This is a genomic window from Sorangium sp. So ce295 (genome assembly GCF_051527405.1).
In the GTDB taxonomy this organism is placed as follows: Bacteria; Myxococcota_A; Polyangia; order Polyangiales; family Polyangiaceae; genus Sorangium; species Sorangium cellulosum_B.
Window position 1 is genome coordinate 10,955,600 of record NZ_CP150324.1, and the last position, 15,893, is coordinate 10,971,492.

Sequence of the window (15,893 nt, forward strand, 5' to 3'; positions counted from 1 at the left end):
GTGGTGGGGCAGCGGGCGCTCGCCATCCGGCGCGAGGTCGCGCGGGCGTCGATGCGCCGCGGCGCGTCTAGCGATGAGGCTGGCGCCTCGGCGCCCTCAAATGATATCACCACGTTACGGTTCGCCATGGTGCCAGGCTCGATGACCCCAGCGCCGAGAATCCGAGCAGCATCCCACCTCTTCGCACCAGGTGTCGTGACGGCGCCCACAGCGCGTTTGTTCACCCACCGTGAGAGGCCTGGGGCTGGCGCGCCGAGGGTCGTCGCTTCTGGCCCGTTGCAAGGATTCAATGGACGACAGGCTCGCTTCGCTCTCGTGTAAGACACTGCTTGACGGCACACCCACACCGCTGGCGTTGCTCTCCAGCGCCGGGGAGGTGGTGGCCTGCAACGCGGCCTGGGAGCGCTGCGTCGGCCCGTCCGGTCGGCTCCTGGAGCGCGTTCACGAGGACGATCGGGGCGAGCTGTCGGCCCGGATCACCGGCGCGCGCGCCGCCGCGGGCAGCGTCTCCGCCGCGGCGCGCGTCGTGGGCGCCCGCGGGGAGAGCGTCCCGCTCCACTGGACGCTGTGGCGGGCCGACGACACGGCGCTCTGGGCTGCCGTGAAGCCCGATCGCAAGGTGTGGGAGGACCAGGCGCGCATCCTCGTCGACGTGTTCCAGACGATGGATGCGATCGTCTGGTGGTGCGATCGGGCGGGCACGCTCCATGTCTCCGACGGCAAAGGGCTCGAGAGCATGGGGCTCAAACGACATCAGCTCGTCGGAATGAACATGTTCGATCTCTACGGAGCGGACGCGGAGATCATGGGCCTGACCAAGCGCGTCCTCGAGGGGGAGCCGGTCCGCACGGACACCGTGGCCGGGGGCGTGCACTGGATCGTGCACTACGCGCCCCGCCGGGACGATGACGGCGAGATCGTGGGCGTCCAGACGTTCGGCATCAACCTGGCCGACGACGTCCGGCTCGCCGTGCAGGGGGAGATGCTCCGCGCGTGCATCGACAGCATGCCCATCGCCATCCTGGCGTTCGACAGGGCCGGCCTCTGCGTGATCGCGCAGGGCGGGGCGCTCGCGCAGATCGGTTGTACGGAGCGAGGCGAGCTGGGCAAGCACATGCGCGAGCTGTGCGGCGACACCGAGGACGTGCGCGCGGCCTTCGAGCACGCCCTCTCCGGGGAGATCGCGCAGGTCGAGCAGGTCCGGCGAGACAGGATCTGGCGGACGAGGTTCGTTCCCCAGAAGGACGTCCTCGGGGAGACGACCGGCGTCGGCGCCATCTGCGAGGACATCACGCAGCAGCTCCGGGTCGAGAAGCAGCTGCGGGAGCAGCTGCGGTTGACGCAGGATCAGCAGGAGTCGATCGCGCGGCTGTCGAGCCCCATCATCGAGGTCTGGCAGGACGTGCTCATCGTCCCCTTGATCGGCTCGGTCGACGCGGATCGCGCGGCGATGGTGATGGAGTCGCTGCTCGCGAGCGTGGTGGAGAAGCAATCCGCCTTCGCCATCCTCGACCTCACCGGGCTCGATTCGGTCGACACGACGACGGCGCAGCACCTCATCAAGATCATCAATGGATTGACGCTGCTCGGCTGCAAGGGCGTGGTCACCGGCATCCGCCCGCCGGTCGCGCAGACGATGGTCGGCCTCGGCTTCGATCTCTCGCAGGTCAAGACGCTGCGCAGCCTGAAGGAAGCGCTGCGCTGGTGCATGGGCGCGCGCCGCCGCTGAGGCGCCGCGCCGTACCGGGTGGAGCGCGGCTGAGGCGCCGCGCCGGCCGCGCCGCACGGAGGGCGGCGCGGCGCGGCGCTGGCTCGACTCAGTGGCTCGTCGGATCCGCGGGATCCGTGCCCGCGTCGCACTCATCACCGTCGAGGAACCCGTCGCCGTCGCGGTCGATGGCGATGCGCGTGCCCGAGCCCGGCGGCACGCAGGTGTACGTCACCGGGTGCCCGGTGAGCGCGGCGAGCGAGCGCAGGACGAGATCGCTCAAGGGCGGGGCAGCGGCCCGCGCCGCGGTGAACTGGCCACCTCCGACATAGAGGAGGCCGGTCTCCTCGAGGAGGAACGGGAGCTTCGCCACGAGGTCGCACTCCCCGACCTCGGCGCGCTGGCGGAGCAGGTCGATGCGCGGCCAGGCCGCCGTGGCGTTGTGCGAGCCGAGCGTGACCTGCTGCCCGACGATGGGGGCGAGGTTCGTGTCGAACGCGAGCATGTACTCCACGGCCTGCTCGCGGAGGAGCTCGCCGGGCGCGCCGGGCGGGAAGCCGTTCGGCGAGAAGACGCTCTGCTCGAACCCGATCGCCTGGTGGAAGCGGAAGAGCGTGTCCATCACGCCATCGTGCATGAACCCGAAGCCGCGGATCTGCTCGCCCTTGAAGTCGTTGTCTCCCAGGTGGAAGAGGCTCGGGACGGGGGCCATGCCGAACATGCCGATCTTCTGGTACATGTTGCGCAGGTGGGGGATCTTGAAGCTCTGGCCGTTCTCCTGGCCGATGCTCGCGCCGTCCGTCCCGAAGAAGCCGGGGAAATCGCTGGAACCGGCGTTCCCGTCCGGGTCCAGGGTATGGCAGGAATTGCACGAGAAGGTCCCGGCGCCGCCTTCGCGGAAGAAGTGATCGCGCCCGGCCTGTTGATCGGTGTTCAGCGAGTTGTCCAGGTTCCGGATCGGGTTCGGCGGATACGAGAGCTGGAGGATGAAGTCCGTGAACGCCTCCATGTCCTCAGTGGGGATGGGCGCGTGCCGGCCGAGCAGGTTGGTGAAGCCGCCCTGGAATTTCTCGAACGCCGCGCGCTCGTCAAAGGCCCCGCTGTCCGGCTGCGCGGTGGACGCGTCGTTGCCGCCCGTGCGGTCGCCGCGCCAGTGCATCGGGCCATGGTTGGCCATGCCGCGCAGGCTCTGGGTCGTCATCGGCCCTTTCATGGGCTTCAGCGAGGTATCGGCGGGGAACGGCGGGTTGATGTTCGTGAACGGCCCGGGGTTCGTCACGGTGTCCCCGTCGGGGTTGCCGAGGTCCCATGCCAGGCTATCGACGTCGCCGAAGACGTGGCAGCTCGCGCACGACGAGTCGCCGTGGGCCGACGAGAAGCTCGCGTCATGGAGGAACCTCCGCCCGCGGACCACGCTCTCCGGCTCGGGGTTGTGGAGGGCGATGTGCGCCGTCTCGGCGTTCGTGGTCGTGTTGACGATCGAGATGGAGTTGTCGAAGCGCGTGAGCACGTACAGGCGGCCGCGCGGCTGGTCGAGCGCTAGCCCGCTCGGCCCGCCGCCGGTGACCTGGATCTGGCTCGCGAGGCTCGGCGTGAAGGTGTCATTCTCGATCTGGGCCGTCTGGAAGACCCCGACCTTGCTCGACCCGAACGCGGCGACGTAGAGCTTCGATCCGTCGCTCGTCACCGCCATGTCGACCGGCGTGGCCAGGCTCTTCGCGTTCTCGGCGTTGGGCACCGGCGCGCAGCACGTCGAGTAATCGATGTGTTTGTTCAGGTGCCGCGGCAGGACCGAGCCGCCGCTGCCGAGCACGGAGATCCGGCTCTCGTGCAGGTGCCCCCGGACGCTCGTGCCGGCGAAGGTGCCCGGGCCCTCGAAGCGATCGAGGTTGAACGCCTCGGTGTTGGAGACATAGACCTTCCCGTTCGCCGGGTTGACGACCATGTTGTAGAGGACGGTCCCGACGCCGGTGAAGAAGCCCGCGCTGCCGGGCCGCTGGACAGGGGGATTGGCCGTGGCGTCGATGACGAAGACGTCCTTGTCGGGCAGCGAGAACATGACCGAGTCGTCCCAGGGGTTGCCCCCGGCGTCGACCCAGTGGGTCCCGTCGTGCTGGACGATGAGCGACGTCGTCAGCTGCGGCTCCCCGAGGTAATTCGTGAACGGCGGCAGCATCCCGCCTTCGTCCTCCACGATCGCGCGGTGCACGGCGGTCGTGCGGTTGCCGGTGTGGAAGCCGGCGGCGTACACCGAGCTCCCATCCGGGCTGACCGCGAGCGCCCTCGGCGTGTCGGTGAAGAAGGAGAGGATCGTGAGGGGGGTGCCCCCGAGCGATGGTTGGGTCGCGACGGCGTTCGCGTTGAACACCCACACGTCGGCGCGGCCGACCCCGGGCGTCGTCAGCTGCGGGTCGAACGGCGCGTTCTGGCCGCGGTGGGCGGCGGTGATGAACGCGCGCGACCGCCCGGGACCGCCGAAGACGATGTCCCGCGGCTCGTCCCCGACGAGCAGCGTGCGCACGACCCGCGGCCGCAAGGGGAACGAGACGTCGACGACGCTGACGCTATCGGAGAGGTGATTGACGACCCATACCTCGCCGTCGTTGCGCGCGGCGACGGCGACGGGCTCCAGGCCGACGGTCACGGACGAAATGTGTGTCAGACCACCCGACGAGACGTAGAAGATCTCCAGACGGTTGTCGGGTGTATTGGCCGCGAAGAGCAGGTTTCGGCTTGGTGAGAGCGCGAGCGGTCGGACCTGACCGCTCTCGAAGAGGGTGTACGACGGAGCCGCCTCCGCGCTTGCTCCGACAGCGAGGCAAACGAGCGTGGCGGCGGTGAAGAGCAGGCGATTCTGGGAGCGCAGTGCACGATGTGGGCGCATACCGACCTCCTTGCCAGGGGGCTTTGGCAAAAGGACTCCTCAGTGTAGAAGTGCACGGTTATCCTTGAGGAATCAAGAATTTCCTTATGTCGTTGGTGTGCTCCCTGTTGGGCAGCCAACATGGGTGATGTCGTGATGCGGCCGTGTCGCGTCTGTCACGTATCTCGCCACGTATCTCGCCACGTATCTCGCCACGTATCTCGCCGCGTATCTCGTCGTGTGTCACGTCGTGTGTCTCGCCGCGCATATGCGCGAATTGCCTACACGGTGGCCGCGTCAACGACTGTGGTGTGCGCCGGCGTGGATCGAGACTAGGATCGTTCCCCGTACACATCGAACCTCGGGAGATCGCCATGTGCCGGAACATCAGGACGCTGTTCAACTTCGAGCCGCCGGCGACGGAGGAGGAGATCCGGGCGGCGTCGCTGCAGTTCGTGCGGAAGCTGAGCGGCTTCAACCGGCCGTCGCAGGCCAACGAAGCGGCGTTCGCGCAGGCCGTGGAGGACGTCGCGGCCGCGGCGCGCGTGCTGATGGCGTCGCTGTCCACGACCGCCGCGCCGCGGGACCGCGAGGTCGAGGCGACCAAGGCGCGCGAGCGCTCGCGGCTACGCTTCAGCCGGGGCTGAGGCGCGGGGCCGCCGCGCCGAGCGCGGGTGGCCCTCCGGCTATCGCGCCGTGCCGCGCGCCTTGCGCGCCGTGCCGCGCCCCTTGCCCTCGCGGCGAGGGCCCGGCGCGGGCGGCTCTCCTTGCCGTGGTGGCGCCGCCTGCAGCGATTGCCCCGCCCTCGCCTCCCGGGCGCGCCGCTCCGGCAAGCACACGACGCGCGCGGCGATGGCCATGCCCTCGAGGAAGGCCTCACGCGTCGCGGCGCCGTGCTTCAGGCCGCGCGCCGAGGAGACCAGGGTGTCCGCCAGCTGGCGCCCGGTGACCCCCGCGGGCTCGTAGGCGGCCGCGAGCCCGGAGGCGCGCAGGGCCTCGGCCACGGCCTCGACGAACCGCCCCTCGTGCTCGGCGACGAGGGGGCCGACGAGCTCGTTCGCGGCGGTCGAGAGATCGGCCGCGTCGGCCCCGAGCGCGCCGACGAACCGGCCGATCCACGCGTCGAACGCGGCCACGAGCCGCTCCTCCAGGGGGCGCTCCGCGTCGGCGAGCGCGGTCGCGGCCGCGGCGAGCGCGGTGTCGAGGAAGTACCCCACGGACGCGCGAAAGAGCTCCTCCTTCGTGGCGAAGTGGAGGTAGAGGCCCTGCCGCGAGACGCCCGCCGCGCGCGCGACCTCGTCCATCGACGTCTTCCGGAAGCCGAAGCGCAGGAACACCGTGAACGCCGCGTCCATCAGCTTGCGGCGGCGCAGATCCTCGGCGGGTCTGTCGGTGGAGCTCGGGCCGCCCTCGTTCACGATGGTCAGCATTGACAATAATAGACCAAATTGTCAACAGGAACCTTGACGGTGCGCAGGTGGGCTGTCAGGTACGTCGGGTGCGCCAGCCCGCCTCCCCGGCCGATCCCGCGCTCTCTCCCTTCCGCGCCCGCCGGGGGGTGAAGATCGGCGTGGTCGCCGCGGCCGCCGCGCTCCTCGTCGTCGCGCAGCGCATGGGGCTGTTCGAGATCTTCGGCGAGCCCGCGCGCATCAAGCAGGCGCTCCTCTCGCTCGGGCCGTGGGGGTATGTCGCGTTCGTCCTGGCCTACGCCGCGCTCCAGCCGTTCGGCGTGCCGGGCACGGTGTTCATCCTGGCGGCGCCGCTCATCTGGCCGTGGCCGGTGGCGTTCGCGCTCTCGATGGCGGGCACCATGGCGGCGAGCGTCGTGGGCTTCTCGTTCGCGCGCTTCGTCGCCCGCGACTGGGTCGCCGCGCGAGTGCCGGCGCGCTTCCGCGCCTACGACGAGGCCCTGAAGCGGCGGGCGTTCGTGACGGTGTTCTTGCTGCGCCTCGTCCTCTGGATGCCGCCCATGCTCCACGTCTTCTTCGGCGTCTCCGGGGTGCGCTTCTGGACGCATTTCTGGGGCTCGCTGGCCGGGTACGCCCTGCCGCTCCTGGCGACTGCCTATTTCGGCCAACGGGTCTTCGACGCCCTGCGCGACGCGCCCCCGTCGGCGTGGGCCGGAATGGGGGCCGCCGCGGCGGCCGTCATGGTCCTCCTGTGGCTCGCCAGGCGCTGCTCCAGGCGCGACGTCGTCCCTTCCTAACGAATCTCTCCTTTATCGTCATTTGAGAGAGAGAGAGAGAGAGAGAGAGAAATTGAACAGGGAGGCGGGGAGACGGGGAGATTCATGGGATTTTTACTCCCCGTCTCCTCGCCTCCCTGTGAATCTTCCCGAAAAGTTCGACGGGATGTTTCAGCGTCCCCTCATGTCATGAAGATGCTGGCGCCTGCGATGCGCGGAACGCGCGCGCCGCTTGCTCGCCGGCAGCACCGCGGGATAGCGTCGGGGGATGGCGCGAATCCACCTGATCATCGGCCCCGTGGGCGCAGGGAAATCGACGTTCGCACAGCGGCTCTACCGCGACCACGCCGCCCTCCGGCTGAACCTGGATGAATGGATGGCGCGGCTGTTCCGCCCCGATCGGCCCGAGACGGGGATCATGGAATGGTATCACGAGCGCACCGCGCGCTGCATCGAGCAGATCTGGAGCCTGACGAGGAGCTCGATCGACGTGGGTACGAACGTCGTGCTGGAGATCGGCCTGATCCGCCGGCGCGACCGCGAGCGGCTGTACAAGCGGGTGGACACCGCGGGGTACGAGCTCACCGTCTACGTGCTCGACGCGCCCCGCGAACTGCGTCGCGAGCGGGTCGAGCAGCGCAACCGCGAGAAGGGCGAGACGTTCTCCATGGTGGTTCCACCGGACATGTTCGAGCTGGCGAGCGACATGTGGGAGCCGCCCGAGGAGCCCGAGCGCAGCGGGCGCGACATGCGGTTCATCGACACCACGGACGGCTGATCCGAGCACGGGAGTCCCGGCCGCCACGGACGGCGCGAGCGAGGGCGGCGGCTCGACCGGAGGCGAGCCAGCCTCGCGGCCTGACCGCGGGGCCGCCCCTCGCGTGGTAGCTTTCGCCCGTGAAGCTCTCGTTCAACATCGCTGGCCCCTGCATCCCCGGCGAGCACTACATGCTGCCGCCCGAGCGCCGGCTCGGACCGGTGCTCGATGCGATCGAGGAACGCAGGTACTTCACGCTCCACGCCGGCCGCCAGACGGGCAAGACCACCAGCGCCCGCTGGCTCGTCGAGCACCTGAACCGCAAAGGTGACCTCGGCGCCGTCTGGGTCGACGTCCAGATCGCCCGCGAAGAGCCCGATCCGGCGAAGGCCTTCGAGGCCGTCCTCTACGCGCTCGACACCGCGATCGACCGCGATCTGCCCGACCTCGGCCGCCCCGCGGACGACGTCCGCCGCGTCGATCCCGCGAGCACCTTCGTCCTGCGCTACCTGCGCGATCTCGCGGCGCGCAGCGACAGACCGCTGGTCGTGCTCTTCGACGAGGCGGACGGGCTCGTGGGGGCGGCGATGGTCTCGTTCCTGACCCAGCTCCGGCAGGGCTACCTCGACCGGAGCCGGATCCCGTTCCCCTCCAGCGTGGCCCTCATCGGCCAGCGCCAGGTGCGCGACTACGCGCTCGCCCTGGAAGAGCGGCGCACGGTCGCGTGGCTGGGCACGACGTCGCCGTTCAACATCACCGCCGAGGCGACGACGCTCGGCCCCTTCACCGAGGCCGAGGTCGCCGAGCTGCTCGCGCAGCACACCGCCGCGACCGGACAGCGCTTCGAGCCCGAGGCGGTGCGGCGGATCTGGGAGCTGGGACAGGGCCACCCGTGGCTGACCAACGCGATGGCCGACCAGATCGTCCGCCGCGACGTGGAGGACCGCGCCGTCCCGATCACGACAACCCACGTCGAGACGGCCAAGGAGACGCTCATCCTGGAGCGCCGCTCGCACATCGACTCGCTCATCGCCCGGCTGCGCGAGCCCCGGGTGCGGCGCGTGCTCGATCCCATGCTGGCCGGCACGCTGACGGACAGCGACGTGCTCGACGACGATTTCTTCTACGTCCTCGGCCTGGGCCTGATCCGGCTCCACGGCGGGCGCTTCGAGATCGCAAACCCCATTTACCGCGAGGTCGTCCCTCGCGCGCTCACCTTCATTCGCCAGGCGCAGATCCCGGCCGAGCCCGCCGCTTACGTGCACCCGGACGGCTCGCTCGACATGGGCAAGCTCTTCATCGACTGGCAAGCGTTCTGGCGCAAGGACGGCCACCTCGCCGCCGAGGGGTTCGGCTACCGCGAGGCCGGGCCGCACCTGATGCTGATGGCCTTCTTGCAGCGGGTCGTGACCGGCGGTGGACGGGTGGAGCGCGAGTACGGGCTCGGGCGCGGGGCGCTCGACCTGATGATCTGCTGGCGCGAGGAGCGCCACGCCATCGAGGTGAAGGTCCGCCGCGACACCGAGGCCGAGGCCGAGGCCGAGGCCGAGGCGCTCGATCAGGTGGCGCGGTACCTGGAGCACGCAGGGCTCGCCGAGGGGTGGCTCGTGATGTTCGACCTGCGCAAGGAGCGATCGTGGGCAGAGAAGCTGTTCGTGCGCGAGGTGGCGCACGGGGGAAAGACGGTCCGCCTCGTGGGGTGTTGAGGCCGCGCCGGCGTGATGACCGCCCAGCCGCTCCACCCCGTGTCCGGCCGGGACGGCGACGGCGCCGCTCGGAGCTGCCGGGTCGGGCTGCCCAGGGCCTCGCGCGTTGAAAGCCCGCCGCCGGAGGCTATGCACGAGGCATGCGTGAGCGTCGCCCCAGCCAGACGGCATCCATCGTCGCCCTCATCCGGGCGCTCGCGGACCAGGGCCTGACCGATGTCCCGGGCTTCGAGGATCCGGTCGTCCACCGGCTCCTGTCGCGCGGGTGGAGCGCCGCGCTGGCGCTGTTCGCGCGCCGGCTCCGGGGCCTGGACCCCGCGAAGCGCGCGCGCGCCCTCGGCCGGCTCTCCGCGGTCCCGCTGCGCGTGATGGCCATCGACCTCGAGCTCGAGCGCGCGGTGGCGCTCGGGTGCCGCCAGGTCGCGAGCCTGGGGGCGGGGCTCGACACGCGCGCTTTCCGGATGAAGGCGCTCTCGGCGACCCGGTTCTTCGAGATCGATCACCCGGCGACGCAGGCCTTCAAGCGGCGCAAGGCGGCGGGGCTGCCGCCGCTCGTGGAGCAGCTGACCTACGTGCCCGTCAACTTCGAGCGCGACGCGCTCGCCCCGTGCCTCTCGGCGGCCGGCCATCGATCCGACGAGCCGACCGCGTGGGTCTGGGAGGGGGTGGTGATGTACCTGTCGGACGAGGCGCTGCGGTCGACGCTGCGGGCGCTCGCCGACGCCTCGGCGCCGGGCAGCTTCCTCCTCGTGTACTACATGGAACCCCCCGAACCGCGCCGGGCGCAGCGCATCTTGCGCCTGCTCACGTGGCTCTGGAGCGAGCCGCTCATCGGCCTGCGCCGGCGCGAGGTGATGCTCGCGGAGGTCGAGCGGGCCGGGTTCCGAGCGCTGCGCGACACGGGCACAGCGGACTGGGCACGGCAGCTCGGCGCCCCGTTCGCGCCGTCCAACCCGGCCAGGAACACGCGGCTCCTCGTCGCCGAGCGGCCCGGCCCGGGCGCTGCCCCGCCGCCCGCTCGCCCGCCGGCCTGACCCGGCCGGCGCCGCGCCTCAGCTCCACGTCGCGGCGCGCCGCGGGTGGCGGGTCTCGATGGCCTCGGCGTGCCCCCGCAGCCCGCGCGCGGCCGGGAGGTTGCCGTGCTCCTCGAAGACGTCGGCAAGGGAGAGCCCGAGCACGACGATCTGCTGGGGCTTCTCCAGCGCGCCGACCGTCGGGGCCACGGAGCCGAGCAGCTCGAACGCCCGCCGCCACGCCATCGCCGCGGCGTCCGGCATGTCGGCGTTGAGCGCCGCGTGGCCGGAGCAGCGGTGCATGTCCGCCGCGAACTCGTGGCTCCCGCGGCGGTTCGCGAGCTCCCCCGCGCGCGCGTACGCCTCCGACGCGTCCAGGAAGCGGCGCTGCTTGCTGTGCAGGCTGCCGAGCGAGGCGTAGGCCTCGGGCACGATCGCGAGCAGGCCGCGCCGCTCCGCCTCCTTCAGCGCGGCGACGAACACCCGATGCCCCTCCTCGACAACGCCCGCCGCGATCAGCGAGCGCGCGCGCTGCATGGCGATGTGGACGGCCTCCTCGCCCAGCCCCCGGCTCGCCAGCATCTCCTCGGCTTGCTGCTGGAGCTGCGCGGCCTCGGCGTGCCGCCCCGCGTGAAAACACGTGTCCGCCTCGTGCAGGAGGCGCCGCGCGGGGAGCAGCTCCGGCGCGCGGAGGGGCGACTCGGCGGCGATGCGCACCTCCAGATCGGCGGGGAGGCGCCGCCCGCGCGCCGAGAGATCGGTGATCACGCGCTCGAGCTCGGCGATGGCCGCGCCGTCGGCCTCCGGCCACACGACGCGGGACGCGCCCTCGCCGAGGCGCGCGAGCAGATCGCCGACGCTCGAGTGGACAGGGTCGACGAGGACCCAGCGCACGAGCGCGAGGTCGGGGCAATGCGCTAGCCAGAAGAGGTCGCGGGCATAGGCGCGCGGGTCGTCGATGTGCTGCGGCGCCAGCACGACGACCGCGGTCCCGTCCGGGGCGCCGGCAGCGACGTGCGCCGCGAGGGCGCTGGCGAAGGTGTCGAGCGGCTCGCGCAGCGGGCCGTCCTCGGGCGTCGCGAGCGCCGCCGGGGCGCCGAGCTCGCGCGACAGCGAGCGCTCTCGGGCCGCCCAGCCGCGGCTGGGCCCGTAGACCGGATCGGCCAGGACCCAGACGGGACGGGGCGCCGGGCCTGCTTCACCGAGCGCCCGCAGCAGCGCCAGCGTGTGGCCGTGGACGTGTGCCGGCACGATCACGTGCAGCAGGCGGGCTCGCTCGCCCGTGAAGATGGCGCTGAGCGCGCTGACGAAGTCGTGGGTCATGTCGCGGTTCCGGGCGGAGTCTTGCTCCGATCGCCGCGGAGGCCAAGCGGAGGCGCCCGCGTCGCGGCGCGGGGCCTCCCCTGCCCCTGCGCCACGAGCGCCCTCCTCCCGGATCCTGGGCGGGGCGGCCGTTGCGCGTCGCAGGACGCCACGGTCGAGGCGATGTGTCTCAGGGGCGCGATCCCCGGAACCGAGGGTGTGGTGGCGAGGAGCACGCGCGGGCGCTCGGCGCGGTTTGGCCCGGGCATTGCTGACATGGTCGAGCGCGGAGGACAAGATACCGTGAAAACAGGGATTCGATCGCTGCTCCTGGGCAGCGTGGTCATCGGTTGCGTCGGTGTGATCGGTTGCGGAGGCAGCAAGCCTCAGCCGGAGGGACCGGCCGAGAAGGCGGGCGAGGCCGTGGACGACGCCGCGCGCGACGTCAAGGACGAGGCGAAGGACGCAGCGGAGTCCACGGGCGACGCCGCCGAGAAGGCGGGGGACAAGATCGAGGACAAGACCGACTAGCGGCCCCGAGCGATCTCGGGCCGTTCGCGTGGCGAGGGGCGAGCCCGTGCGCTCGCCCCTCGCTGCGCCTCGAACCGTGAGCAAGGCTGGCCGGAGCGCCTCGCGCGCGAGATCACCCCAGCCGGCGATGAAACCCGAACAACCCCGGCCGCGCCGAGGCGCGGCGCACCATGGAGGAAGGAAGATGAAAGCGACGTCATTGCTCGAGAAGCAGCATCGCAAGGTGGAGTCCCTCTTCAAGCAGCTCGAGAGCGGCAGGTCGGATCCGGCGCTCGTGCTCGCCGAGCTCGCCAACGAGCTCGCCGCGCACATGGCGATCGAGCAGGAGACGTTCTATCCCGCGGTGCAGCAGATCAAGGAGGACGTGATCCTCGAGAGCTTCGAGGAGCACGCCATCGCCGAGCTCGCGCTGAAGCGGCTGCTCTCGACCTCTCCGGAGGATCTCTCGTTCAAGGCGCGCGTGACGACGCTGAAGGAGCTCATCCAGCACCACGTCGAGGAGGAGGAGAAGGAGCTCTTTCCGGCGGTCGAGAAGGCCGTGGACGAGAAGCGCCTCAGCGAGCTCGGCAGGTCGATGAAGGCGGAGTTCGAGCAGCGGCTGGCCGAGGGCTACGAGACGCTCTTGCCGGCGGGCTACAAGAAGACGTCCGCGGACCAGGCGAGCCACGTGATCCACGAGAGCCACGCGAACGGCATGGCCCGGGCCTGACGAGGCTTGATCGAGGAGAGAGGTCGAGCGGCCGTCCGGCGGTGAGACATGAAAGACGCGATCGGCTGGATCAGCTCTGGCATCCTCGTGCTGACGATCGGCAATCAGGTCTACAAGCAGTGGAGGAGCAAGACGAGCCAGGGCATCTCCAGGTGGCTCTTCGTCGGCCAGCTGGCCGCGTCGATCGGGTTCGTCCTCTACAGCTGGATGCTCGAGAGCTGGGTCTTCGTGGCGACGAACTCGCTCATGGTCGCGAACGCGCTCGCCGGCGCGACGATCGTCTATCTCCAGCGGAGGCGCCGCGCGCCTCCGCCTTCGGAAGACGAGGCCAGGGCCCGGCGAGCGTTCAAGTTTCCACGGGCCGCCGGCCCGCGGGGGCGACATCTGAGAGCCGGTCGCGGTGCGCTGGCTGTCCTGTCTCGCACGAGTGGAATTCGAAGCAAACGAACACACATTCATGCGACACGCGCGCTTCTCTCCGCACAGACACGCGGGAAGCCCGCCAATCGAGCCTGAACCGATCAAGCATGCAAAAGTGAAGCAGGATCGGTCGATGTTGAGGATGCGTCGAATGCCCCCTAGACTCGACGGATGCTTAACACTCGGACTCCTTCATGCGCCGTCGCGCTCGCCGCGACGTTCATCGGTGCTGTGCTGTCGGGCTGCGTCGGTGAGGTGGGCGACGGGTCGCTCGATGGCGAAGGCGGCGGGCCGTCGAGCGGCGCCGGCGCCGTGATCCAGCCGGGAGACTCTGGCAGCGGGCCGAGCACCAGCAGCGGCGGCTCGACCACGGCGGGCACCGGCGGCTCGTCCACCGCGACGACCGGGGGCGCCGGCGGCTCGTCTGCCCAGGGCACCGGTGGCTCGGCCACGGCAGGCGCAGGCGGCTCGTCGGCCGAGGGCGCCGGCGGCTCGGCTGCGCAGGGCACCGGCGGCGCCGGGGGCTCGGCCACGGCGGGCGCCGGCGGCTCGTCGGCCGAGGGCGCCGGCGGCTCCTCCGCGCAAGGCACTGGGGGCTCGGCCACGGCCTCGACCACGGCCGGCACCGGAGGCTCGAGCGGCGAGGGTTCCGGGAGCGGCGCAGGCGGCTCGGGCGGCGCCACCGGCGCGGCGCAGCTGTGCGTCGATACGATCAACCAGCACCGCGCCACGCTCGGCTTGCCGCCCCTCGCGCGCTGGGTCGAGGCGGAGGCGTGCTCCGATGAAGAGGCCGAGTCCGACGGGAACACCGGCGAGTTTCACGGCGCGTTCGGCCTTTGCAAGGAGAGCGCCCAGAACGAGTGCCCCGGGTGGGGAGGCCCACCAGAATCGATGATCACCGACTGTTTGCAGGTCATGTGGGACGAGGGGCCGGGCGAGGATTTCGAGAAGCACGGCCACTACATCAACATGAGCAGCACCCGCTTCACGAAGGTGGCTTGCGGGTTCCACACCTTCCCGGACGGCAGCGTCTGGGCGGTGCAGAACTTCCGGTGACGGGCGCGGCGAGCGCTCACGGACCTCATCCGTAGGGCGCCGTGCCCCCGCGGGCACCGGCGGATTCATCTTCTCCCAGGACCGCCGCGCCCTCCTCGAGCTTGCCGGTGAGCCGCACGCGCGTCGCGCGGTGCACCCACACGTCGAACGCCTCCATCATGCGCCGCTCGATGGCCGCGCCCTCGATCAGGCCGAGCGCGCGCGCGACGGCCTCCAGCGTCGACAGGGCGCCCTCGTGCGGCGCGCGGCGCAAGCCGTAGCGGCTCGGCGCGCCCTCGGGCAGCGTGACCGGCTCGGCGCCGCGCGCGTCGGCGTCCCGGTGGACCGCACGGCGCGCCTGGTTCCAGTTGCCGTCAGGAACGAGCAGCACCACCGGCTCGCCGCGCGCGTCGTCGGGCGTGAGGGCGCGCGCCTCGGGCGACGGGAAGAGCACGAGCCGGCGCCCCTCCGGCAGCGGCGGGCGCGGCTGCGGCGCGATCTCGCCGCGCACGCGCACCTCCGCGCCCTCGAGCAGGCGCGCGACGAGCCGGCCCGTGTTGGTGCTCCTCGTGCGCTCGATCCGGTGGGTGAGCAGCACGACGCGCGTGCGCACGGAGAGCCGGGGCAGCGCGCCGCAGAGGCACATCGCCTGCGGCAAGCCGCAGCCGCGGCAGCGCGGCGTCCCGCGCGCGCGGATGGGGGGCAGATCGGGCGGCTGCAGCGGGAGGAACGTCATCGCGTCCGGGCCGGGCGTTCTCCCACGCGCCGGCCGTTCCGGTCAAACGGCCCCGCACCGGACAGTGGGATCTCAGGGGAAATAGCTCCAGGGCATCTGCGCCTGTCCGAGGGGAGCCGTCGACCTGGAAGGGAGCCGGAACACGCGTAGCACCTCCGAGACGAACGCCCGTGGATCCTGCGTGATGTAGAAGTGATCGCCAGCCATCACGCGCAGCTCGACCCTCCCTTCCAACCAGTGCTTCCACGCCTCCACTTCGTCCAGACGGGCCTCGTCGTCGGCCGATCCGTGGAGCAAGAGGGTCGGCGTCCGGAGACGCTTGGTACAGCGGTCCAGCGAAAGACGGTAGCTCTCCGAGGCGAGGAAATCGCCGCGCAGCATCGGCAGGAACACCTCTCTGAGCTGCACGTCGGTGCGGAATTCCGCGGGACACCCTCCCAGGCGGATCAGCTCCTCGACGAACCCGTCGTCATCGAGCGGGCTGAGCATGCGGCGTGGGATCAGATGGGGAGCGTGGCAAGCGGACAGGACGAGGCCGGCTGGCGCCCGGCCCCACTGCTCGAGCAATCGGCAGGCTTCGAACGCGATCTGCGCCCCCACGCTGTGGCCTATCAGAAGCCACTGGCCGCTGGGTGGCTCCGCGCACAGCTCGTGCGCCAGCTCGGACGCGCTGTGCTGAACGCTCCGCATGCCGGGCTCGTGCAGACGATGGTCGCGCCCCGGGTAGGTCACGAGGGACGCCGAGACGTCCACCTGCGACAGCGCCTTCCAGCTGCGGAAGGCGCTATGGCTCCCACCACCGAAGGGGCACACGATCAGGTGCGGGCTGGACGGGGCAGGCGCGCTCAAGAGGCGGCGCAGACTTCGTGTAGAACTGCTCATGGCTACTCGGGTCGGTGTTGATGTATCGAGGAACGATCGGCATCTG

At 70.9% G+C, this 15,893-nt stretch carries 15 protein-coding genes; 10 read left to right on the plus strand and 5 right to left on the minus strand.

What is annotated here, in order from left to right; genetic code table 11:
- Positions 1 to 355 precede the first annotated feature (355 nt).
- Positions 356 to 1,729 carry a PAS domain-containing protein gene (locus WMF11_RS41575; RefSeq protein WP_437974702.1) on the plus strand — a complete coding sequence of 458 codons (1,374 nt, stop codon included), beginning with the start codon at positions 356 to 358 and terminating at the stop codon, positions 1,727 to 1,729.
- Positions 1,730 to 1,817: 88 nt separating this feature from the next.
- Here the strand turns inward: WMF11_RS41575 and WMF11_RS41580 are convergent, their stop codons facing one another.
- Complete coding sequence (locus tag WMF11_RS41580; RefSeq protein ID WP_437974703.1) at positions 1,818 to 4,592, minus strand: hypothetical protein; 2,775 nt, start codon at positions 4,590 to 4,592, stop codon at positions 1,818 to 1,820.
- A 353-nt stretch (positions 4,593 to 4,945) separates the two neighbouring features.
- Between WMF11_RS41580 and WMF11_RS41585 the strand changes: the two genes are divergently transcribed.
- Positions 4,946 to 5,218 carry a DUF2277 domain-containing protein gene (locus WMF11_RS41585; protein ID WP_437295277.1) on the plus strand — a complete coding sequence of 91 codons (273 nt, stop codon included), beginning with the start codon at positions 4,946 to 4,948 and terminating at the stop codon, positions 5,216 to 5,218.
- A 39-nt stretch (positions 5,219 to 5,257) separates the two neighbouring features.
- On the opposite strand, the gene WMF11_RS41590 is transcribed toward WMF11_RS41585, so the two are convergent.
- Entirely contained in the window at positions 5,258 to 6,001 is a 744-nt protein-coding gene (locus WMF11_RS41590) for a TetR/AcrR family transcriptional regulator (RefSeq protein WP_437904634.1), read from the minus strand.
- Between the two features lie 68 nt (positions 6,002 to 6,069).
- On the opposite strand from WMF11_RS41590, the gene WMF11_RS41595 reads away from it, so the two are divergent.
- From WMF11_RS41595 to WMF11_RS41610, 4 genes are all read left to right on the plus strand, one after another.
- Positions 6,070 to 6,777 (plus strand): TVP38/TMEM64 family protein, encoded by a 708-nt coding sequence (locus WMF11_RS41595; protein ID WP_437974704.1) that lies wholly within the window; start codon positions 6,070 to 6,072, stop codon positions 6,775 to 6,777.
- Positions 6,778 to 7,024: 247 nt separating this feature from the next.
- A complete protein-coding gene (locus WMF11_RS41600) occupies positions 7,025 to 7,534 on the plus strand; it encodes an AAA family ATPase (protein ID WP_437545497.1) in 510 nt (169 codons plus the stop codon).
- Positions 7,535 to 7,653: 119 nt separating this feature from the next.
- Positions 7,654 to 9,219: an AAA family ATPase gene (locus WMF11_RS41605; RefSeq protein WP_437974705.1), complete on the plus strand. Its 1,566-nt coding sequence runs from the start codon at positions 7,654 to 7,656 to the stop codon at positions 9,217 to 9,219.
- A gap of 140 nt (positions 9,220 to 9,359) precedes the next feature.
- Positions 9,360 to 10,253, plus strand: coding sequence for a class I SAM-dependent methyltransferase (locus WMF11_RS41610; RefSeq protein ID WP_437974706.1), 894 nt, complete (start codon positions 9,360 to 9,362; stop codon positions 10,251 to 10,253).
- An 18-nt stretch (positions 10,254 to 10,271) separates the two neighbouring features.
- Here the strand turns inward: WMF11_RS41610 and WMF11_RS41615 are convergent, their stop codons facing one another.
- Positions 10,272 to 11,555: a hypothetical protein gene (locus WMF11_RS41615; protein ID WP_437974707.1), complete on the minus strand. Its 1,284-nt coding sequence runs from the start codon at positions 11,553 to 11,555 to the stop codon at positions 10,272 to 10,274.
- A 282-nt stretch (positions 11,556 to 11,837) separates the two neighbouring features.
- Between WMF11_RS41615 and WMF11_RS41620 the strand changes: the two genes are divergently transcribed.
- The 4 genes from WMF11_RS41620 to WMF11_RS41635 all read left to right on the plus strand — a co-directional run bounded on the left by WMF11_RS41620 (position 11,838) and on the right by WMF11_RS41635 (position 14,250).
- Positions 11,838 to 12,065 (plus strand): hypothetical protein, encoded by a 228-nt coding sequence (locus WMF11_RS41620; RefSeq protein ID WP_437545502.1) that lies wholly within the window; start codon positions 11,838 to 11,840, stop codon positions 12,063 to 12,065.
- Between the two features lie 184 nt (positions 12,066 to 12,249).
- A complete protein-coding gene (locus tag WMF11_RS41625; RefSeq protein ID WP_437974708.1) occupies positions 12,250 to 12,774 on the plus strand; it encodes a hemerythrin domain-containing protein in 525 nt (174 codons plus the stop codon).
- A 48-nt stretch (positions 12,775 to 12,822) separates the two neighbouring features.
- Entirely contained in the window at positions 12,823 to 13,290 is a 468-nt protein-coding gene (locus WMF11_RS41630; RefSeq protein ID WP_437974709.1) for a hypothetical protein, read from the plus strand.
- Between the two features lie 75 nt (positions 13,291 to 13,365).
- Positions 13,366 to 14,250 carry a CAP domain-containing protein gene (locus tag WMF11_RS41635; protein WP_437974710.1) on the plus strand — a complete coding sequence of 295 codons (885 nt, stop codon included), beginning with the start codon at positions 13,366 to 13,368 and terminating at the stop codon, positions 14,248 to 14,250.
- Positions 14,251 to 14,275: 25 nt separating this feature from the next.
- Here WMF11_RS41635 and WMF11_RS41640 read toward each other — a convergent pair whose 3' ends face one another.
- Both WMF11_RS41640 and WMF11_RS41645 read right to left on the minus strand, forming a co-directional pair.
- Entirely contained in the window at positions 14,276 to 14,965 is a 690-nt protein-coding gene (locus WMF11_RS41640; RefSeq protein ID WP_437904643.1) for a tRNA-uridine aminocarboxypropyltransferase, read from the minus strand.
- A 72-nt stretch (positions 14,966 to 15,037) separates the two neighbouring features.
- A complete protein-coding gene (locus WMF11_RS41645; protein WP_437974711.1) occupies positions 15,038 to 15,847 on the minus strand; it encodes a thioesterase II family protein in 810 nt (269 codons plus the stop codon).
- Between the last annotated feature and the right edge of the window lie 46 nt (positions 15,848 to 15,893).

Coding starts and splice junctions, on each gene's coding strand:
- WMF11_RS41645 (WP_437974711.1), bottom strand. CDS start 15,847: ATGAGCAGTTCTACACGAAGTCTGCGCCGCCTCTTGAGCGCGCCTGCC.
- WMF11_RS41580 (WP_437974703.1), bottom strand. CDS start 4,592: ATGCGCCCACATCGTGCACTGCGCTCCCAGAATCGCCTGCTCTTCACC.
- WMF11_RS41625 (WP_437974708.1), top strand. CDS start 12,250: ATGAAAGCGACGTCATTGCTCGAGAAGCAGCATCGCAAGGTGGAGTCC.
- WMF11_RS41600 (WP_437545497.1), top strand. CDS start 7,025: ATGGCGCGAATCCACCTGATCATCGGCCCCGTGGGCGCAGGGAAATCG.
- WMF11_RS41590 (WP_437904634.1), bottom strand. CDS start 6,001: ATGCTGACCATCGTGAACGAGGGCGGCCCGAGCTCCACCGACAGACCC.
- WMF11_RS41610 (WP_437974706.1), top strand. CDS start 9,360: ATGCGTGAGCGTCGCCCCAGCCAGACGGCATCCATCGTCGCCCTCATC.
- WMF11_RS41585 (WP_437295277.1), top strand. CDS start 4,946: ATGTGCCGGAACATCAGGACGCTGTTCAACTTCGAGCCGCCGGCGACG.
- WMF11_RS41635 (WP_437974710.1), top strand. CDS start 13,366: ATGCTTAACACTCGGACTCCTTCATGCGCCGTCGCGCTCGCCGCGACG.
- WMF11_RS41630 (WP_437974709.1), top strand. CDS start 12,823: ATGAAAGACGCGATCGGCTGGATCAGCTCTGGCATCCTCGTGCTGACG.
- WMF11_RS41615 (WP_437974707.1), bottom strand. CDS start 11,555: ATGACCCACGACTTCGTCAGCGCGCTCAGCGCCATCTTCACGGGCGAG.
- WMF11_RS41640 (WP_437904643.1), bottom strand. CDS start 14,965: ATGACGTTCCTCCCGCTGCAGCCGCCCGATCTGCCCCCCATCCGCGCG.